Source organism: Pseudomonas mandelii, from assembly GCF_900106065.1.
In the GTDB taxonomy this organism is placed as follows: domain Bacteria; phylum Pseudomonadota; class Gammaproteobacteria; order Pseudomonadales; family Pseudomonadaceae; genus Aquipseudomonas; species Aquipseudomonas mandelii.
The window spans coordinates 1,443,959-1,462,183 of sequence record NZ_LT629796.1 but is presented as its reverse complement, the minus strand read 5'-3'; the positions used below and the strand labels follow the sequence as shown (position 1 = coordinate 1,462,183).

Below are 18,225 nucleotides of genomic sequence, written 5' to 3'. Positions count from 1 at the left end.
CATCAGGTTGTCGGAAAATGTTCCGCGCGCTGCGGAAATTTCAGATGACCTGGTGGGACGCCTCCCTGAATTCAAGCGAAATGGCTCACATCCTCGCTATCCAAGCGACGTGGTCCTTTTTTCGCGTAGGTCATTTCCTAAGTTGTACTTCGGCTCTCTACTCGGCCAACTCTCTCGGAGAGAATCCCCGGCCGCCCCTCCTGTAGAGAATCGCCGATGTTCGATCCAGTCAACGAGCCGTCATTTCGTCTGGATGTAGAGGGTCTGCCCGACCCCGTTGAGGTCTTGGCCTTTACCGGCAGTGAAGCGATCAGCGAACCCTTTGTGTTTGACGTGGATCTGCTGATCGAAGACCCGACACTGGACCTGGCAAGCCTGCTGTACCGTCCAGCCTTTTTGCATTTCGGGCCGCCGGGGACCGGTTTTCACGGGCAGTTGCATGAGCTCGTCCAGACGGGTCATGGTGCTGCGCCCAGGCTTTGCCGTGTGCGCCTGAAGCCGAAACTGGCTTGCCTGGCCCAGCGTTTCAGCCAGCGCATCTTCAGCAGCCGTTCAGTGCCCGAAATCCTCGCCCAGGTGCTCAAGGAGCATGGCATTACCGGTAAGAATCGGCGCTTTGATTTGAGCGGCGATTACCCGCCGCGTGATTTCTGTACGCAGTACCGGGAATCGGATCTGCAGTTTCTCCAGCGCCTGTGTGCCCAGGAGCGGCTCCATTACCACTTCGAGCATCACCCGCGCGGGCACTGTCTGGTAGTTGGTGATAAGCAGGGGCCCTTTCAGCAGGGCGCCGAGATGGTTTTTGCACCCGACCCCGAACAGCCTGGGGTGCGCCGCTTCAAGGTTCACGGCAACACGCAGGCGGGCGAAGGTCAGACGAATTTGACCACGTTGCGCAGCGGCCAGCGGGTTCTGCTGTCCGGCCATCCGTGTACGGACTGGAACCGTCGCTGGCTGCTGATCCAGGTCGAGCATCAGGGTGGGCAGACACCGGGGTTTGCCTACGGCAACAAGATCCGCGTTGTCGGGGCGGTACCGCTTGCGGCGCCTCATTCGGTCATGAACCCCAGGATGCACAGTCTGCAGCGGGCGTGGGTGGTCGATGTCGATGAGCCGCAACCCGATTCAACCAGGCCCGTTGCCGTGCAATTTGACTGGGTCTATCAGGGCGAAGGCGCTGCGCCCAGCCACTGTTGGCTGCCATTGGCGCCGGAGTTGGGCGGCGCGCATGCCAAGCCGTTGAGAGAAGGCGCGCAGGTACTGGTGAGCTTTATCGAAGGCGATCCGGATCAACCGTTAATCACCGGGTATCTTCCCGGCCCCTCTTTCACCCACGCGTCAGGCTTGTCCGAACTTCCACCCACCACGACAACAGATGCCGACACTGCCAGTGTCGGATTGCTGCGTTTGTTGCAATCCAGCGAACCGATCGTGCTGCTGTGTCTGTTGCCTGGCGGGGGTAGTTTCAGCCATTGCGCGCAAGCCTTTTGCACCTGCCGGGCCGCGACAAGGCTTGGCCAGAGCGGTGCGGCATGATCGTCGCTCAGGCGCCGGACTCAACCGCACAATGGCTGTTGCTCGACGTACCGGGGCAGCCCCGCGCCGGCGCGAGGCTGATCCAGCAGTTTGCGCAGGCCCGACGGTTCTGGCTGTTCGATAGCACCGAGTTGCAGCCGTTACGCGAGCACGGTCCGGTGTTGGTCGACCTCAAGGGATGCCCGGCGCTGGCCGAGCTGTGCCTGCGCGAACCGCACCTCTGGAGCGGTTTGTTATTGGTCAGTGAGGTTTCGCCGTCGCAGTTGCTCGAGCATTTGCGTCGCATGCTGACCGTCACTTTTGGCCTGCATCACCGTGCTTTGTTGAGTTACTACAACCCCCACACCGCCAGTTACTTTTTTGATGCCTGCGATGCCCTGGAATTGAGTCGCTGGCTGGGGCCGATCAGTCAGTTGCGCTGGTTCGGCGGAACCTGGGCCGACCGGGCAATCGGCAGTCAGGGCTGGCAGCAGTTGTTCAATCCCGGGCTTGCCGTCAGCCCGTTGGCCATCGAAGAAAACCTCACGCCCCGGCAGCGTGACACCTTGCAAACCTGCCTGCTGGAACAGCACGTCTGGCATTGGAGCCGGTCCACCGGGACCGACTACAACAGTCTGTGGGCCCTCGTGCAGGAAGGGCTGGCGCTGGGTTTCAGCGAACGCCCGGTGCTCGATGGCTGGTTATGGCTACGTTTGCAGTATCCCGACGCTTCACCCGTGCAGCCGCTACCGGGTATCACTCAGCAGGAACGTCTCGATAGCTTGCGCAATCTATGGCAGAACGATCAACCCTGAACACGAGGTTCGACATTGATGGCGAGCACAACCCGCTGGCTGTTCGGCCTGACCATGGGCATTTGTTTGCTGACCGTGATAACGGCGTGTTCACCGCTGAAAATGCTCAATGCGCTGACCCCCGACAGCACGTTCGACAAGACCGAAGGGATTGCCTATGGCGATGATCCGCGGCAGAAACTCGATGTGTATGTGCCTCGTCACCCTCTGGAGAATGCCCCGGTGGTGGTGTTTTTCTACGGCGGCAGCTGGAACAGCGGTTCACGCAGTGATTACTCTTTTGTCGGCGAGGCGCTGGCGTCGCGCGGAGTGGTTGCGGTGCTGGCGGACTATCGACTGTATCCACAGGTACGCTATCCCTTGTTCCTGGAGGATGGCGCTAAAGCCGTGGCCTGGACTCACGATCACATCCACAGGTTTTCCGGTGACCCGCAACGGTTGTACCTGATGGGCCACAGCTCCGGGGCCTATAACGTCGCGATGCTGGCGTTGGACCCCGGTTTGCTGGGGGCCGTGGGGATGTCGCCGCACGATCTGCGCGGCTGGATCGGTCTGGCCGGGCCTTATGATTTTCTGCCCATCCAGAATCCGGACGTGCGGCCCGTGTTTTTCTGGCCGGATTCTCCGCCGCAGTCGCAACCGATCAATCACGTCAGTCGAGGCGCGCCGCCGGCGTTGTTGATGGCTTCGCGCGACGACGATCTGGTCAACCCGACGCGTAACACTGGCGGCCTGGCGCGCAAGCTGCGCCAGGCCGGAGTGCCGGTTCAGGACTTCTATTTCGCCCGCACCGGCCACGCCACGCTGGTGGCGACACTGTCTCGGCCCATGCGGGGTTTGGCGCCGGTGCTGGATGAGGTCAGCGCCTTCATCAGAGCCACGCCGACTCAGTAAACCTTGCCCGCGAACCAGCCGTCGTTCTTGCGCAAGTACCAGGCGAAAGCACCGAGGGTCAGGCTGCGCAGCAACATGAACAACAGGAACGTTATCCACAGCCCATGGTTGCCAAAACCTTGCAGTGCCCAGGCGAACGGCAGCAGCAGAACGACCGTCAGCAGCATGCCGTTGCGCATTTCCCGGGCCCGCGTGGCGCCGATGAACAGTCCGTCGAGCAGGTAACTCCACACGGCAATCAGCGGCAGCGCGGCGAGGTAGGGCAGGTAGATAAACGCGGTGTCGCGCACGCTCTGGATGTCGGTCTGCATCTCGATGAACAAATGCCCGGCGAAGGCGAACAGCACGGCAAAACCCAGGCTCGCCAGCAACGACCAGCCGCAGGCGACCACCAATGAGCGACGCAGCGCCTCTCGATCGCGCGCGCCGATGGCATGCCCGCACAGGGCTTCCACGGCATGGGCCAGACCGTCCAGCGCGTGGGCCGTCAGCAGCAAGCCGTTGAGCAGCAGGGCGTTGGCGGCGACGGTGGCATCACCGAGCCGTGCGCCCTGCACGGTGATCAGGAAAAACACCGATTGCAACGCCAGGCTGCGGATGAAAATGTCGCGGTTGACGGCCAGCAGTGGCCGCCAGCTCTGCCACAGCGCCAGCGCGGCCCAGGCGATGTGGCCGGGATAAGCGCGCAGGGCTTTGCGGGTCATGAACAGGCCGATCAGGGCCCCGGTCCATTCGGCGATCACCGACGCCCGGGCTGCACCGACCACGCCCCAGTCCAGTCCGAGCACGAACCACAGGTTCAGCGCGATGTTCACCAGGTTGGTGCTCAGTAGAATCGCCAGCGGGGCCCGGGCGTTCTGGGTGCCCAGGAACCAGCCGACCAGCGCATAACTGGCCAGCGCCGCCGGCAGGCCGAATAGCCTTGTATGGAAAAATTCGCGGGTGAGTTGGTCAAGCTCGGCGGAGGGTTGCATGAAGTGCAGCGCGACGCCGCTCAACGGAACGCCCAATGCGCCCAAGACAATCGCCAGCCCCATCGCCAGCAACAAGCCCTGCAACAAAATCTGCCGCAACGCCGCGCCATCCCCGCGCCCGGCGGCCTGGGCGGCAAAACCGGTAGTGCCCATGCGCAGAAAGCCCATGCCCCAGGCCAGAAAGGTATACAGGCTGGCCCCGACCGCGACGGCGCCCAACTGATGGGCGTGGGGCAGGTGGCCGATGACGGTACTGTCGACCAGTGCCACCAGCGGAACGGAAATGTTCGAAAGAATCATCGGCGCAGCCAGCGCCCAGACCCGACGATGGGTAGGGCGGTCGCGCCAGTCGGCAATCAGGTTGGACATGCAGGCTCCTTGAGGAGCGGGCATTGTAGCGGGAGGTGTCGTACTAATGTGGGAGCGGCGGTGTCAGTGGATGATCCAGCTCAGCAGCCAAAGGCCCAACACCAACCAGATAATCCCCATGATGATCGACGCATTCATGAACGCCCGGATCGCCGACCACAACAGCATCAGCCCCAGGATCAGCGCAATGATGCTGATGATCGATGTGTCCATGCCCAGTGCCCGGGACAAGCCTTCGACAAAATTGCTGCCGGCATGGCTCAGCAGGTTGAACAAGCCGCTGAGGCCATCAACGATAAACCGGATGACCGAACCGAGTGCCTGGCCGAGCCATTCGAAGAAACTTTCTACCTGCATGTCGTGAACGTCCTGATGTAAGTGGTGGCGTGCTTGCCGGACTTGGGCCATGGATTACGGTGCCGAGTTCCCCACAAGCATAGAGCGTTGCATCGACCCTGTGGGAGCGAGCTTGCTCGCGATGGCGTTTTGTCAGTCAACATCCGGGCTGGATTAAGTCCGCGCTCTCACATTCAACTGCCCACTTGCCATCCCCGGTCATCCCCCCGAAGCTATACGCCTTCAGGAGAGCCCGATGAACCTTGTTGAACTGACCGAACGCCTGCACGCCATCCGTGACCGCAACGACTGGCGGCAATTTCACAGCCCGAAAAACCTGGCCATGGCCGCGAGCGTGGAAATGTCCGAGCTGGTGGAGATTTTCCAGTGGCTGACCGAAGACCAGTCGCGCCAGTTGCCGGCGGACAAACTGGCCCACGCCGGGCAGGAAGTGGGTGACATCGTCCTCTATCTATTGCTGCTGTGCAGCGAGTTGGGGCTGGACATGAATGAAGTGGTACGCAACAAACTCGCTGACAGCGAAAAGAGGTTCAGCTGATGAGCGATCGTCATTTCGATCAACTGGCGACCCGGTTTGCCGAAAAAATCTACGGTGGGGCGAAAGGTGCGATCCGCCTGGCGGTGCTTCAGGCCGACCTGGCCGAAACCCTGCCGGACCGGCCGCTGCGCGTGTTGGATATCGGCGCGGGCCTGGGCCACATGTCGTTGTGGCTGGCCCAGCGTGGCCATGACGTCACGCTTGCCGAACCCGCCGAACCGATGCTCGAAGGCGCCCGCCAGCGGTTCGCCGACGCCGGGCAGAGCGCCACGTTCATTCAGGCACCGTGGCAGGAATTGCTCGGCCAGCTCACCGAGCCCTATGACCTGGTGCTGTGCCATGCCGTGCTGGAATGGCTTGCCGAACCCCATGCCATCCTGCCGGTGCTGCATCAACTGACCAAACAGGACGGCTGGCTCTCCCTGGCCTTCTACAACCGCGACGCGCTGATCTACCGCAACCTGCTCAAAGGCCATTTCCGCAAGATGCGCAAGAACGACATGGCCGGCGAGAAGCAGAGCCTGACCCCGCAGCAACCTCTCGATCCGCGCGAACTGGCGGCGCAACTTGAGGGCCTGTGGCAGGTCGAAAGCCAGAGTGGGGTGCGGGTTTTCCACGACTACATGCCAGTGGAATTCCAGGCCCGCGCCGAACTCGTGGACTTGCTCGAAATGGAGCTGGCCCACCGCCGTCACCCGAGCTTTGCCGGGCTTGGGCGCTATTTGCACTGGATCTGTCGGCCGGTCTGATCGGAGCGAAACATGAAAAGTCGTTCAGGGTTACTGGTGATCTGTCTCGGGTTGGCGGCCTGCCAGGGCAGCAATCCCTATGTGGCGACCTCCAAGCCCTTGCCGCCGGCACCGCCTCAGGCGGCCAACACCTTCGACCGCAGCGCCTACCCGGCACCGCCGCGTGACTATGGGCGTTACCGCAGCTGGGCCTGGCTCAACGGGCAGCTGCCACCGGGCAGCGCCTGGGCAGACTCGGCCCAGGTCGCCGAAGCGGTCAGCAACGCCCTCGATCAGCGCGGCCTGCGTCCGCTGCACGACAACACCCGCCCGGCCGACCTGTTTGTCAGCGCCGATCTGCACCTGGAAACCCGGTTGCGCCAGGTTCGGGACGACTACGGTTATTACGGCGGTGGTTATGGCGGCTACAACCGCTACGGCACCGGTTATGGCATGTACAACACGGTGCCGATCGTGCGCACGTATCAGGAACAGGTCGTGGTGGTGCGAGTGGATCTGTTCGATGCGGGCACAGGCCAGCCAGTGTGGAGTGCCAGCGCCGAAACCGGCAGTCGGGGCAGTCAGAGTGAGCGTGGCGATGCGATACGTGAGGCTGTGGAAAAGGCCATGTCGGCGTATCCTCCCAGTTAACTTCTCACGTTGAGAGGGCGTTCACAGGTTCATGTCTTCAACCGGAGAACCATCATGATCCGTCGTTTCGCTTTACTGGCTGTGGCCGCGCTGCTCAGTGCCTGCGCCGCCAACCAGGTCAATAATGACTTCGATGCCAGCCGCGACTTCGCCGCCTATCGCACCTGGAGCTGGAAAGAACCTGCACTGCAATATCGCCCCGACGACCCACGGATCAAGAGCGACCTGACCGAACAGCGCATTCGTCAATCGGTGGCCGATCAACTGGATCAGCGTGGCCTGCGCCCGGCCGCCGCTGGCAGCAAGGGTAATTTGGACGTCCAGACTTACCTGATCGTCGAAGAACGCCAGCAACAGGTGACCACCAACTATGGCGGCGGTTGGGGGAATCCATGGAATGGCTACTGGGGCGCGCCGATGTACAACGAAACCCGCAGCGTCAGTTACAAGGTGGCGACCATCCAGATCGATTTGCTCGATGGCAAGGACGGCAAACTAGTGTGGCGTGGCAGCGATGAGCAACTGCTCAGCCGCACGACGAACCCCGCTGATCGCAGCAATGCGATACGCGAAACCGTCGCACGAATCCTCGCCAACTATCCACCGCACTGACCATCCACCCAGCCTGAAACACAAGCCCACTCTCACAAACGGTTGTGGGGTGGCTTGTTGCCAGCAGCCTTGCCCAGCGTTGTCTACACTGTTTTTCCATGGAGGTAACCCCACGACGGTTCACCGGCAAAGGAGTGCATGATGTCTCCACGCTTGCAATTTTGCGGCCCGTCCCGGCAACGGGGGGCGATAGGCTTGATGGCGGCGCTGACATTCGCATTGGCGCTGGTGTTCCTGCTGGTGGTGATCGACAGCGGTCGGCTCTACCTGGAAAAGCGCAACCTGCAGCGCGTCGCTGACATGGCCGCGCTCGAAGCCGCCACCCGTGGCGGTGACTGCGGCGTCGGTACAACCGCGCTCATCTACGCCACTGCCAGCGCCCAACGCAATAATTTCACCGTGCCCGGTGCGGATCGCACACTGGCCGTTGCCTGTGGTGCGCTGACCGTCGGCGCCAACAACCTTCGGGTTTTCGGCGTTGACCCGAGCAAAAGCGAAGCCATCCGCGTGATCGCCAGCCATGGGGTGCCGCAAAGTCTCGTCGGTGGAATCGGCGCAATGTTCGGGGGCGCACCCGCCAACTCGACCATCACCCTCAGCGCCACTGCGGTGGTCGGGCTGCCGGGGCCGCCGGTCGCCCAACTGACCATTCGCAGCACCCTGGTCGACGTCAATTTGTTGAACGGCTTCCTTTCCGCGCTCGCGGGAGCGTCCATCAACCTCCCTCTCGCGAGTTGGAACGGGCTGTTGGGCGCCGACATCAACTTGCTTAAATACATGGACCAGTTGGCCATTGACCTGCAGGTCACGGCAGGCGATTACACGGGGCTGCTCGGTGCTGATGCCACCGTGGGCCAGTTACTTCAGGCTGCTGCCACGGTGGCGCGACTCAATGGGGCGACGGCGGACGTGCAGGCCGGTTTCGACAGCTTGGCCATCGCGGTCGTCAGCCCGCTCAAAGTGCATTTGGGGGACCTGTTGAAACTGCAGGCAGGCACCACGTCTGCCGGCCTGAACGCCAACGTGAACGCGCTTCAATTGGTGCAGGCCTTTATCGAACTCGGCAACAGCAAGAGCGCCGTGGCAGGCACCATTCCCGTGAATCTGCTGGGGCTTGGAGTCGGGGCCAGCGCAAAGATCAAAGTCATCGAACCTCCGCAGTGGTCGGCGGTGGGCAATCCCGCACTGGCAAAAATGGCGCCCTTGGGCGCCAATCGAATCTATGTGCGCACCGCTCAAGTCCGGGTGCTGGTGACATTGGATTTGTCATTGGTCACCGGTCTGCTTGGCGCGGTGACGGGGACTTTGTCCGTGGTCACCGGGTTGCTCGGGCTCGACTTGTACGTGTTGCCCAGCCCCAACCTGGACGTCAGCCTGGAAGCCGGTGGCGGCAACAGTTACGTCACCGATTACACCTGCCCCAGCGAAATCAATAAAAGCCTGACCGTGAACACCACGACCACCGTGGCTGAATTGCGCGTTGGAAGGGTCAATGCGGACTGGGATTCATCGTCCGTGCCCCTGACGGTCACGCCGGTCACCCTGCTCGATATCCGCAAGGCGGGTGTACCCTTTTCCGGCGGTGGCGCTGAGCTGCAAATTTACAGTCCCGTGCTGCCGGCCAATGCCACCTCGACGTTCATCAACCCGCCGAAAGTGGGTTTGCCCCCGTCGGATCCGCCATACACCTTGACCGCTACCAACGCGGTTTCCGGATTGTCGCAAACCGTCAATGACGTGAACCTGATCGTCCACGCGCCGTCATTCACGCCTAACTTCCTGTTGGCCGCGACGTTCGAATTATTGAAAACACTGCTCAATGGCGTGATGTTGTTGCTGAAGACGACACTTGAATCAATCCTCGGTCCGCTGCTGGATAACCTGCTCGACACGCTTTTGAAAACCCTGGGAATCGAGGTCGGGAAAATCCAGGTCGGTGCCAACCTCAGTTGTTACTCCGGGCGGCCGGCGCTGGTGATCTGATCCACCGGGACCACCGGCAACTCAATGCAAAACAGCGCACCCTGCACCGAGTTACGCACACTCAGCCGCCCCTCCATGTTCTCGATGATGCCGTAACTCACCGACAACCCCAGCCCGGTGCCGATGCCCACCGGTTTAGTGGTGAAAAACGGCTCGAAAATCTTCTCCATCAACCGAGGATCTATCCCGCCACCGTTGTCCTCGACCCATATCCGCACGCATCGCTCATCCCGTTCGGCGTATAGCGCAATCCACGGATTGAACTCACGGTCGGCTTCGCGTTTGCTCAGCAGCGCATCCCGGGCGTTGACCATCAGGTTGATCAGCACTTGCTCCAGCTGGTCGATAAAGCCGCGGACCTGCACGGCAAAACCAATCTCGCCGATGCGCAATTCAACCCCTTTGCCGCGCATGCCTTCGGCGAGCAGCGACAGCGTGCCTTCGATCGCGTCGGCCGGGTTGAACGGTTGCTGCTCGATGTCCGAGCGACGGCCAAACACGCGCATATGATCAACCACCCGTGCGGCGCGCTGGACCTGTGAATCGATGCGGTTGAGCTTGTCTTTCAAGTAATCGATCTGCACGTCGCCATTGTTCAAGCGCTTGAGCACATTGACGATGGCCATGCGCATCACGTTCAGCGGCTGATTGATTTCGTGAGCGAGTCCCGTGGCCATTTCGCCGAGGGTGGCCATTTTCGCGCTCTGGGTGAGTTGCTGCTGCGAGCGGCGGACTTCGGTGTTGTCGCGGCCGACTGCCTGCACTTCCAGCAAGCGACCCTCGGCGTCGAACACGCCGCGGTCCGACCAGACCCACCAGGCGTGTTCCCGCCCCGGCAGTTGCAGATAGATTTCAGCGGTACTGACCGGGGCTTGCGGCGTCAGTTGGCTGAGTCGCAGCACGAATGCCTGGCGCTGATCGTCCGACATCCAGTGGCCCAGGTTCACGCCGGGCAGTTGATCGGGCTGACATTCCAGATACGTCGCCAACGGCCGGTTGCCGAAGGTCAGGGTCAGGTCCGGGCGATAGCGGCAGATCATCGCCGGGGAGTCCTCCACCAGGATTCGATAGCGCTCTTCACTCTGTTTCACCTGTTCGGTGGCGAGGGTCGCTTCGGTGACGTCCAGCCACAAGCCGACAGCTTCCACCGGCAGGCCGAGGTCGTCGCGCAACACCTTGGCTTCGTCAAGCAGCCAGTGGTACTCGCCGTGGCTGTCGCGCAACCGGTAACGGGCGCGCACCGTGCCTTCACGCAGCAGCCGTCGGGTGCGCTCGAAATAGTGCTCGCGGTCTTCTGGATGCACCCTTTCTATCAAGGCTCCTGCGGTGCAATCGGCGAGTGTCAGGCTGAGCAACGGCAGCAGGCTGGCGCTGAAAAACGTCGGCAAGAGCGCGCCTTCAACATAGCGCTGCACGTAAATCACGGCCGGCGAGCTGGCGATCAGGTTGTCCAGTCGGGCATGGGCGGTGGCGGCGTTCTGTTCCTGGTTTTTGATGTCGCTGATGTCGAGCATGAAGCCCACCAGTCGGCGGTTTTTACCCATGCCAATGGCCTGGCCTTGCAGCCGATACCAGACGGGCGCTTGCTCACAGTGCCAGCGCACGCAGAGCAGCAACGGGGTGCCGGCGTCCTCCAGGGCGTGAAGGCGGCTGCGCAGTTCTTCGCGGTCGGCAGGGTGCACGTGATCGAGCCATTCGCCGAGCGTCAGGCGGGGGCTCGCCAGGTTCAGCGAGCTGGCCAGCGAAGGGGCCAGTTGCATTTCGGCGCTGTCGCTGAACACTTCCCACCAACCGGTGCCGAGTAGCGCTTGCAGCGACGCCAGGCGCTCCAGCTGCAAATGATGCCGATGCTCGCGCAAGCGTTCCAGCAGGGGGCTGGCGAGGGCGGCGGTGAGCTGCAACCAGTCGCCATCGTTCAATTCGGGCGCCCGCTGCTGCGCGGTGTAAAAACCGCAGAGTAACCAGGTGGCCACGCCGTGAGCATCGTAATAGGGCACCGCAAGTCCTTCGGCATGCCCGAAGGTTTCTTGCAAACGCGGGTGCTCGCCACGTGTCAGGTGTTGCGGGAAAGAACCGTTCAGGCTGTCGAGCCCGGAACCCAGGCGCTGTCCGTTCTGCCACAGCATCGGTGCATCGAAGGCCGCGTAATACTGATGGATTTGCCAGCCCTGTTCCTGCTCATCAAGCAGCGCCACCGCAATGCACGGAATGTGAAAGCGCTGAGCCAATACCTGAAGCTGCTCCTGCAACACATCGGGCAGACGGGTGAGGCTGCACAGGCGCAACTGTTCGCTGATCCTGGCCGCGAGAAGCTGGTTCTGTTCGCGGCGGCACGATTGCCGACGTTCAACCAACACATCGCTGATGTCCAGCAACTGCAACAGCCAGTTGTCCGCCAGCGGAAGGACCCAGCCGCGCAAGTGCAGTGGGTGCCCGTTGACGCTGTGAAAGTCCAGGTCGAGGATTTGGCCTTGCCAGTCGGCGGGGATACCTTCGATGACCAGGCTGCTGTGGGGCATCAGGTAATCGAGCAGCGGTGGTGCCTGTGTGGAGAGCCGTTGCGGGGCGAGCGTATGGCGCAATGGGCCGGTCAGGTGCAGCACCCGGCCTTCGCCATCCAGGTGCACCTGCAAGCCGACACTCGGCACGCTCAGGGTGTCCGGCGCAACCTGAGGTGGTGGCGATTGGCGATTGAGCAGACGCCCGAAGAGTTTTTCCCCGGAATTCAAAATTGCAGGCTCGAACTGGCCGAGAGGGTCGTCGGCAGGTTAGGCACCGCGCCGATGCCCGGCAGCACCAGAAACGGCAGCACCTGGTTGAGTTTGGTGGTGGGGTAATCGATGTTGACCTTGAGCATGCCGCCGACGAAGGTGATGGTCGAATCGGTGGCGACATTGAAGTTCAGTGCGGCGGGAATCCACGCCAGTTGCCGGGTCAGTTCGGCTGAGGCTGTGGCTTGGACGTTGGCGGCGTAACCGGGCGTGCCCGGGTCCACCGCCACGCTGCGCCGCACCGCTTCGGCGGTCGACTGGTTGAACGACTGCATCAGCAACAGCGGCAGGCTGTAACTGACAATGGCGTAAAACACAGCGAAAAAAATCACGAACACCAAAGCGAACTCAATCGCTACGGCGCCTTTTTGCTGGCGGGGGAGGCTCGAATTCATGACTGCGTCTACCCTGACTGTCACTGCGTAATATCAGCATAGAATCATTCAGCCAAAAGGGACTTTTTTTACGCAATGCAAACTTTTGTCCTACTGATCTGGCTGACGCTTTGCGCAGCGCAGGATGCCCGTGAAAAGCACATTGCCAACTCGTTGACCCTTGGCGCGGGGGTGTTGGCGTTGGCGTTTCTGCTATGGACCGACACCACTTGGCTGGGGGCAGAAGGGGCGCAGGGCGGCTGGGCTGCTTTTCTGGCACTGGCCTTCACGTTGCCCGGTTACGCGCTGAGGCGATTGGGCGCCGGGGATGTGAAATTAATGACAGCCTTGGGTTTGGCGACGGACGGAATGCATCTGCTGGGCAGCTTTGTCGGGGCCGCGCTGGCCAGCGTGTGCTGGCTGCTGCTCGCGCCAAAAGTATGGCCTCATATGAGTCAACGGGTTAGGGAGCGTCTTCGATATTTAGGCCCTGGGCTGTCAAAAAAGCAGCCATTTGCGCCGTTCGTGCTGATGGGTTTTTCATTGGCCCTGCTTTGGATTCGCTAGTCATGTTGTTCCATCCCCCCTATGTACATAGTCGGAAAGTGCGTCTACTTTTCAGATTGATAGTCGTACGGCCAGTGGCTTTCGTACAGGAACGGTCAGCTGTAGACCGAGCATGGAGTGGCGCGTGAACAAATTCACCTCGGCAGTAAAAGTCCTCGTGGTTGATGATCAGGCGTTGATTGTTGAAGAACTTTGCGAGTTTCTGGAGGCGAGCGGCTATCGCTGCGTTCCCTGTGAATCGGGCAAGCAAGCCATTTCCCGTTACGGCGAGGACCTGCAAATCGGCCTGGTGCTGTGTGATTTGCATATGCCTGACATGGACGGGATTGAGCTGGTGAAGGAGTTGCAGCGGATGTCCGGCAAGCACCGGGCCTTCGAGGCGATCATGCTGACTGGGCGTGCGGACAAGCAGGATGTGATCAAGGCCTTGCGGGCAGGGATTGCCGATTATTACCAGAAGCCGATTGATCTCGATGAGTTGCTCGAAGGGGTTCAGCGACAAGAGGTGGCGTTGCAAGATCGGCAGAAGAACCTGCAGTTGGGGCATTTGAATCAGAAGCTGCAGTACCTGACTGAGTCGATCGATGATTTGTATCAGGATCTGGATAAGGTGCGGCGTGGTCCGCAGGGGGCGGATTCTTCCGGGGCTGATGTCAGTGATGTGGATCGGGTGGAGATCCCGGCGATTTTCAATCAGTTGTCGCCCCGGCAGCTGGATGTGGCGCGGTTGGTGGGGAAGGGGCAGACCAATTATCAGATTGCCTGTGAGTTGGGGATTACCGAGAACACGGTGAAGTTGTATGTGTCGCAGGTGTTGCGGTTGACGCATATGCATAATCGGACGCAATTGGCGTTGGCGTTGTCGCCCGGTAACTCCGGGATGCGCCAGCGGGTTACGGCTCACTGAGTGTGGTGGGTCGCTTTTGGCGGCCTTTGGGCCGACCATGTTCTTGGTGGTTGTGTGCATATCCATTTTTGCGGTAACGGCGGCTGGCGGTTTCGCCCTTACGGCGACTCACTTTTTTTACAAGCGCCTAAAAAAAGTAAGCAAAAAAACGCTCGCCCCAAGCGTCCGGCCCCTCGCTAAGGCTCGGCGTTCCTTCGCTCCGGTATCCATCCGGGGACACTGCCCTCCGGTCTGCTTCGCGACGACCTACATGCAGCGTGTTCGACTGCGTCGAACGGCGCTGCGCGCCACTCCCCGGATGAACACCTCCACTCAGCCTCCCGAAAGGGGCGGGTGGATCAAGATCAAGAGCTGCAGGCGAGCTAACGCTCGGCCTGATGAGTGGTGAGAATCAAAAGCTGTACGCTGAATTCTTGTAGGAGCGAGGCTTGCCCGCGAAGGTGGCCTGACAGCCGACCATTTTTTTGCAGATGTACACCAAACCCAGTGGGAGCTGGCCTGCCAGCGATAGCGGCCTGACAGCCGCCCAACATTTGCTGATGTACCTAGTTCAATTGTAGGAGTGAGCCTGCTCGCGATGGCGGCCTGACAGCCGACCATTTTTTTGCAGATGTACACCAAACCCTGTGGGAGCTGGCCTGCCAGCGATAGCGGCCTGACAGCCGCCCAACATTTGCTGATGTACCTAGTTCAATTGTAGGAGTGAGCCTGCTCGCGATGGCGGCCTGACAGCCGACCATTTTTTTTGCAGATGTACACCAAACCCAGTGGGAGCTGGCCTGCCAGCGATGGCGGAGTATCAGACGACGTGAATGCCTGATGTCGGACCGCAATCGCGAGCAGGCTCGCTCCCACAGGGGGAATGTGTGTGGATTTGAGGGCTGTGTTTAATAGTGTTTAGCGTTACTTCCTGAAAGCTACAGTTTCTTGCTCCTTTGCCTACGACTACGCCAGAATCCGCCGGCTTGTGCGCTTTGTGACGGCTCCATTAATCAGGGAGTTTCACCATGTTCAAAGCCACACCCAATCCCCCGGAAGCCAAAGACGTTTCCTCCTACGATCCGCTCAATCCCAAAAAGCTCAACGAAGCCGCCGACCGCGCGCTGGATCACTACCTCAATCCGTCTGCCCTCCGTCATCCGCAAGGTCAGCACTCTGTTCATCGTCGCCCCCGATATCGATAACGAAAGCCTGTTGGCCCACGCTTGCGAGTCCTTGGCGTGGCGATCCAGCAGGTCATCATGCTGGCTGAGTTGGCGGTGAATCGAGCGCTGGATAATGTGGATGTGCCGCAAGCGATGTACCGGTTAGACCGCGTCATCGTTCTTCGCGGGCGCGTCGGATCGCTGCACCGCTCGCGAAGGCGATGAATTCGATGCAAGAAAGCCTGACGCTACCCCCCCGCCCCACCGTTCACTGTCCCCCCTTCCTCCTGATCGAAAAACATCGGAATCTCATGCTGATAGCTCTTCAGCCAACGCTGCATGCTCAGCTCTCGTTCGGTCGCGGTTGAGGTCTGTGGGGTGTGTGAGGCGGCCTGGTGGCTGATCTGCAATTTCAACCAGCCTTCGGTTTCCTGTTGTTGTGGAGAGGCGGGGCCGTCGAGGGCGTTGGCGGTGAGTGGCAGGGCCAGCAGGGCGAGGTAAAGGAGGATCGGTTTCATCTGTCTGCTCCTATTGAAGGCCCGGCGTCGCGACGGCGGCGACCTGGTTTGCGGGTGTCGGAATCACCTTGGTCGGTGCCTTGAGTTTTTGTGCGCGTTCCTGGGCTTCGGTGACCTGGGCGGGGCTCAGGCCGACGCGGCTGACGAGTTCGGCGGCGCGGCTCCAGTCGTCCTGGTAAATCAGCAGCGTCACCATGTTCAACGCCGCCAGTCGATCGCTTTGCTTGAGCTCCATGGCCGTCAGGAATTCGAAGCGTGCATCGTCGACGCGCCGTTGGTTGAGGTAGACCACGCCGAGGTCGTTGCGGATTTTTTCATCGGTTGGCGCCAGTCGGGCGGCGCGTTGCAGGTGGGCCTGGGCCTGGCCGTTGTCGCCCCTGGCTGCCGCGAGCTGGCCGAGGCCGTGTTCGGCAGCGGCGGCGAGGCAGGTGCCGAGCAGGCTGCGGTAAAGTGGCTCGGCTTCGCTGCGACCCAGCAGCCGGTTTACCTTGGCCCGGCGCAAGCGCACGTCGGCGACGTTGTCGGGCAGGCTTTGCAGGTTGGCGAGGCTCGCGTGCAGTTTGCCGTCGTTGGCCATGTCATCGGCTAGGTTCAATTTCAGCTGTTCATCGGAGCCCAACTTGCTGCAACTGGCGCTTTGGGTCAGGGCGTTCCATGGCGCCTGGCCGTCAGTGGCGCAACCGCTCAACAGGAGCAAACTCAAACCGGCAATCATTGCTTTCATCGCGATCCCTCTATGAGCCAATGGCCCGGGCCAGGGCGGTGAAGCCCGGGCCGGCCAGGACGATCAATAACGCCGGGAAGAGAAACAGCATCATCACGACGGACATTTTGGCGGACATCTTGGAGATGTATTCCTGCAAGCGCGTGAGGCGCCGGTCATCGAACAGTTGCTTGAGCGCCAGTAGCGATTTCATCGCACCACCACCCTGGTGGATCAGCTGTTGAAGGATCACGCAGGTGTCCGTGAATTCGTCGACCGCCAACAAGCGGCTGGCCTTGCTCAGCTCTTCGCCCAACTCCAGGCCGGAATCGACACGGGCCAGAACCAGGCGCAGTTCGTGGGTCAATGCGGGCATCAGTTGCTTGCCTTCCTGGCTCAGCACGCGCAGCGATTGCTCGACGGCCATGCCCGATTCAAACAGGATGCGCAGCAGCGGAATGAAGGTCGATATCTCCAGGGCCAACTGTTTTTGCCGGCGTTGAGACGCGGCGGCGAGCAGGCGTTTGGGCAGCAGGTAACCGATGGCCGTGGCGAAGAGCGGGGCGATCCAGTGGTTTTGCACGCTGGGGTAGAACACGCTTTGAATCAGCAATGCCAAGGCCAGCGCCAGCACCGGCACTCCCACCTGGAACGCCGCGAACTGTGAGCGGCGGCGGGCGCTGCGCCAACCCAAGCGGTTGAGCAGGGTTTGGGTTTCGTTGTCCAGATTGACCGAACGCTGACCGATGCGGCTGTTGCCCAGCGCTTGTAGCCAATGACCCATGCGGTCGTGGTCAACAGCTTTGCCGTCCAGCCGTTGAGCCACCTGACGCGCACGCCGGCGCTGGTCCAGCAGGCTGACGAGCAGCAACAGCGCAGCCGCCATAAACAGCAGGGCACTGATCAGCAGCGGTATTTTCATACGCTGCGCAACATGCGCCAAAGCGCCAGACTGCCCACCGCCTGCAAGCCAAACGCGCTCGCGAGCATCATTTGCCCTGAGCTGTCGTGCCACATTGCAAGCAGGTAAGCGGGGTTGGCGGCCAGGAAATAGGTGGCCAGGCACAGCGGCAAACTGCCTAGCACCCAGGCCGTCACGCGGGTTTCACCGGTCATGGCGCTGAGCTGGCGGGCGGCCTGTTCGCGTTCACGGATCATCTTGATCAGGTTCTCCAACAATTCGCTGGCATTGCCGCCGTAGCGGTGATTGACCTTCAGGCCGAGGGCAAACAGGCGCAGTTCATCCTTCTCATACAGCTCGGCGAAGTCCGACGCGGCATCCGGCAGGCTGACGCCCAACTGCACGTTGCGTTGTACCCGGCCCATGGCCTCTTTGAGCGGGTTGTCGGCGGCATGGATAGCGCCCAGCACCGCGTCGGCCAGAGTGCGACCGGACTTCAGGCTGCGCACGGTGTGATCGAGCAACGTCGGCAGTTGTTCGATCATGCGCTTGAGCCGGCGCTGATAACGCCAGCTTATGAACAGCCGGAACGCGAGTGGCGGTACCAGCAAACACACCACGAGCCCGATCCAGCCACCGGCGGCGAAGCCGATCAACGTACCGAACGCCCACAACAGCATCCAGCGTCCCAGCTGTTCGTTCGGGCGCCCAAGGCCCGCGCGCAGGAACGCCCGTTCCAGGCCTGCCCAAGAGGTTTTTTCCACCACCAACTGCGGTTGCCCCTGGGCCAGGCGATTGAGCACGCGCTCGGTGCCAGTCTGGCGCAAGCCTTTGAGCAGCAGGTGAATCGACACGCCGAGCATGATCAGGCAAACGAGGATGAGCAACGCCGGTTTGAGCATG

General features: G+C 61.2%; 18 protein-coding genes and 1 pseudogene. 11 read left to right on the top strand and 8 right to left on the bottom strand.

Annotation, left to right across the window (positions count from 1 at the left end):
* Positions 1–216 precede the first annotated feature (216 nt).
* Genes BLU63_RS06710 through BLU63_RS06700 form a run of 3 tightly spaced genes read left to right on the top strand, consistent with a single transcriptional unit; the run spans position 217 to position 3,224 of the window.
* The gene (locus BLU63_RS06710; RefSeq protein ID WP_083375135.1) at positions 217–1,536 is read left to right on the top strand and encodes a type VI secretion system Vgr family protein; all 1,320 of its coding nucleotides are present in this window, start codon (positions 217–219) and stop codon (positions 1,534–1,536) included.
* Positions 1,533–2,330, top strand: a complete 798-nt coding sequence (locus BLU63_RS06705; protein ID WP_083375134.1) for a DUF4123 domain-containing protein — start codon at positions 1,533–1,535, stop codon at positions 2,328–2,330. The genes BLU63_RS06710 and BLU63_RS06705 overlap by 4 nt, the downstream gene beginning before the upstream one ends.
* An 18-nt stretch (positions 2,331–2,348) precedes the next feature.
* Complete coding sequence (locus tag BLU63_RS06700; RefSeq protein ID WP_077748978.1) at positions 2,349–3,224, top strand: alpha/beta hydrolase; 876 nt, start codon at positions 2,349–2,351, stop codon at positions 3,222–3,224.
* On the opposite strand, the gene BLU63_RS06695 is transcribed toward BLU63_RS06700, so the two are convergent.
* Both BLU63_RS06695 and BLU63_RS06690 read right to left on the bottom strand, forming a co-directional pair.
* Positions 3,218–4,567, bottom strand: a complete 1,350-nt coding sequence (locus tag BLU63_RS06695; protein WP_083375133.1) for an MATE family efflux transporter — start codon at positions 4,565–4,567, stop codon at positions 3,218–3,220. The genes BLU63_RS06700 and BLU63_RS06695 overlap by 7 nt on opposite strands.
* A 63-nt stretch (positions 4,568–4,630) precedes the next feature.
* Entirely contained in the window at positions 4,631–4,924 is a 294-nt protein-coding gene (locus BLU63_RS06690) for a hypothetical protein (RefSeq protein ID WP_010463857.1), read from the bottom strand.
* A gap of 235 nt (positions 4,925–5,159) precedes the next feature.
* On the opposite strand from BLU63_RS06690, the gene BLU63_RS06685 reads away from it, so the two are divergent.
* The 5 genes from BLU63_RS06685 to BLU63_RS06665 all read left to right on the top strand — a co-directional run bounded on the left by BLU63_RS06685 (position 5,160) and on the right by BLU63_RS06665 (position 9,436).
* Positions 5,160–5,462: a MazG-like family protein gene (locus tag BLU63_RS06685; RefSeq protein ID WP_010463855.1), complete on the top strand. Its 303-nt coding sequence runs from the start codon at positions 5,160–5,162 to the stop codon at positions 5,460–5,462.
* Positions 5,462–6,211, top strand: coding sequence for a methyltransferase domain-containing protein (locus BLU63_RS06680; protein WP_010463853.1), 750 nt, complete (start codon positions 5,462–5,464; stop codon positions 6,209–6,211). The genes BLU63_RS06685 and BLU63_RS06680 overlap by 1 nt, the downstream gene beginning before the upstream one ends.
* 12 nt (positions 6,212–6,223) lie before the next feature.
* Entirely contained in the window at positions 6,224–6,841 is a 618-nt protein-coding gene (locus BLU63_RS06675) for a DUF4136 domain-containing protein (RefSeq protein ID WP_010463851.1), read from the top strand.
* 54 nt (positions 6,842–6,895) lie between these two features.
* Entirely contained in the window at positions 6,896–7,453 is a 558-nt protein-coding gene (locus BLU63_RS06670; RefSeq protein WP_010463848.1) for a DUF4136 domain-containing protein, read from the top strand.
* A gap of 141 nt (positions 7,454–7,594) precedes the next feature.
* Positions 7,595–9,436, top strand: a complete 1,842-nt coding sequence (locus tag BLU63_RS06665) for a pilus assembly protein TadG-related protein (protein ID WP_083375132.1) — start codon at positions 7,595–7,597, stop codon at positions 9,434–9,436.
* On the opposite strand, the gene BLU63_RS06660 is transcribed toward BLU63_RS06665, so the two are convergent.
* Both BLU63_RS06660 and BLU63_RS06655 read right to left on the bottom strand, forming a co-directional pair.
* Positions 9,406–12,165 carry a PAS domain-containing sensor histidine kinase gene (locus BLU63_RS06660; protein WP_083375131.1) on the bottom strand — a complete coding sequence of 920 codons (2,760 nt, stop codon included), beginning with the start codon at positions 12,163–12,165 and terminating at the stop codon, positions 9,406–9,408. The two genes, BLU63_RS06665 and BLU63_RS06660, sit on opposite strands and share 31 nt — an antisense overlap.
* Positions 12,162–12,602 (bottom strand): TadE/TadG family type IV pilus assembly protein, encoded by a 441-nt coding sequence (locus tag BLU63_RS06655; RefSeq protein WP_010463843.1) that lies wholly within the window; start codon positions 12,600–12,602, stop codon positions 12,162–12,164. The genes BLU63_RS06660 and BLU63_RS06655 overlap by 4 nt, the downstream gene beginning before the upstream one ends.
* Positions 12,603–12,677: 75 nt before the next feature.
* Between BLU63_RS06655 and BLU63_RS06650 the strand changes: the two genes are divergently transcribed.
* From BLU63_RS06650 to BLU63_RS06635, 3 genes and pseudogenes are all read left to right on the top strand, one after another.
* On the top strand, positions 12,678–13,148 hold the full coding sequence (locus BLU63_RS06650; protein WP_077748982.1) for a prepilin peptidase: 471 nt from the start codon (positions 12,678–12,680) through the stop codon (positions 13,146–13,148).
* Between the two features lie 124 nt (positions 13,149–13,272).
* The gene (locus BLU63_RS06645) at positions 13,273–14,055 is read left to right on the top strand and encodes a response regulator transcription factor (protein WP_083377247.1); all 783 of its coding nucleotides are present in this window, start codon (positions 13,273–13,275) and stop codon (positions 14,053–14,055) included.
* A 1,007-nt stretch (positions 14,056–15,062) separates the two neighbouring features.
* A pseudogene (locus BLU63_RS06635) lies at positions 15,063–15,350 on the top strand (DUF6124 family protein); the annotation flags it as partial.
* Between the two features lie 98 nt (positions 15,351–15,448).
* Here the strand turns inward: BLU63_RS06635 and BLU63_RS06630 are convergent.
* From BLU63_RS06630 to BLU63_RS06615, 4 genes are read right to left on the bottom strand one after another with little or no spacing between them, the layout of a single operon-like run.
* On the bottom strand, positions 15,449–15,718 hold the full coding sequence (locus tag BLU63_RS06630; RefSeq protein ID WP_010463836.1) for a DUF3613 domain-containing protein: 270 nt from the start codon (positions 15,716–15,718) through the stop codon (positions 15,449–15,451).
* 10 nt (positions 15,719–15,728) lie between these two features.
* Positions 15,729–16,442, bottom strand: a complete 714-nt coding sequence (locus tag BLU63_RS06625) for a tetratricopeptide repeat protein (RefSeq protein ID WP_083375129.1) — start codon at positions 16,440–16,442, stop codon at positions 15,729–15,731.
* A gap of 10 nt (positions 16,443–16,452) precedes the next feature.
* On the bottom strand, positions 16,453–17,343 hold the full coding sequence (locus BLU63_RS06620) for a type II secretion system F family protein (RefSeq protein WP_083375128.1): 891 nt from the start codon (positions 17,341–17,343) through the stop codon (positions 16,453–16,455).
* Positions 17,340–18,224: a type II secretion system F family protein gene (locus BLU63_RS06615; protein WP_083375127.1), complete on the bottom strand. Its 885-nt coding sequence runs from the start codon at positions 18,222–18,224 to the stop codon at positions 17,340–17,342. Before BLU63_RS06615 ends, BLU63_RS06620 begins: the two co-directional genes overlap by 4 nt.
* Between the last annotated feature and the right edge of the window lies 1 nt (position 18,225).

Coding starts and splice junctions, on each gene's coding strand:
- BLU63_RS06710 (WP_083375135.1), top strand. CDS start 217: ATGTTCGATCCAGTCAACGAGCCGTCATTTCGTCTGGATGTAGAGGGT.
- BLU63_RS06705 (WP_083375134.1), top strand. CDS start 1,533: ATGATCGTCGCTCAGGCGCCGGACTCAACCGCACAATGGCTGTTGCTC.
- BLU63_RS06700 (WP_077748978.1), top strand. CDS start 2,349: ATGGCGAGCACAACCCGCTGGCTGTTCGGCCTGACCATGGGCATTTGT.
- BLU63_RS06695 (WP_083375133.1), bottom strand. CDS start 4,567: ATGTCCAACCTGATTGCCGACTGGCGCGACCGCCCTACCCATCGTCGG.
- BLU63_RS06690 (WP_010463857.1), bottom strand. CDS start 4,924: ATGCAGGTAGAAAGTTTCTTCGAATGGCTCGGCCAGGCACTCGGTTCG.
- BLU63_RS06685 (WP_010463855.1), top strand. CDS start 5,160: ATGAACCTTGTTGAACTGACCGAACGCCTGCACGCCATCCGTGACCGC.
- BLU63_RS06680 (WP_010463853.1), top strand. CDS start 5,462: ATGAGCGATCGTCATTTCGATCAACTGGCGACCCGGTTTGCCGAAAAA.
- BLU63_RS06675 (WP_010463851.1), top strand. CDS start 6,224: ATGAAAAGTCGTTCAGGGTTACTGGTGATCTGTCTCGGGTTGGCGGCC.
- BLU63_RS06670 (WP_010463848.1), top strand. CDS start 6,896: ATGATCCGTCGTTTCGCTTTACTGGCTGTGGCCGCGCTGCTCAGTGCC.
- BLU63_RS06665 (WP_083375132.1), top strand. CDS start 7,595: ATGTCTCCACGCTTGCAATTTTGCGGCCCGTCCCGGCAACGGGGGGCG.
- BLU63_RS06655 (WP_010463843.1), bottom strand. CDS start 12,602: ATGAATTCGAGCCTCCCCCGCCAGCAAAAAGGCGCCGTAGCGATTGAG.
- BLU63_RS06650 (WP_077748982.1), top strand. CDS start 12,678: ATGCAAACTTTTGTCCTACTGATCTGGCTGACGCTTTGCGCAGCGCAG.
- BLU63_RS06630 (WP_010463836.1), bottom strand. CDS start 15,718: ATGAAACCGATCCTCCTTTACCTCGCCCTGCTGGCCCTGCCACTCACC.
- BLU63_RS06625 (WP_083375129.1), bottom strand. CDS start 16,442: ATGAAAGCAATGATTGCCGGTTTGAGTTTGCTCCTGTTGAGCGGTTGC.
- BLU63_RS06620 (WP_083375128.1), bottom strand. CDS start 17,343: ATGAAAATACCGCTGCTGATCAGTGCCCTGCTGTTTATGGCGGCTGCG.
- BLU63_RS06615 (WP_083375127.1), bottom strand. CDS start 18,224: ATGCTCAAACCGGCGTTGCTCATCCTCGTTTGCCTGATCATGCTCGGC.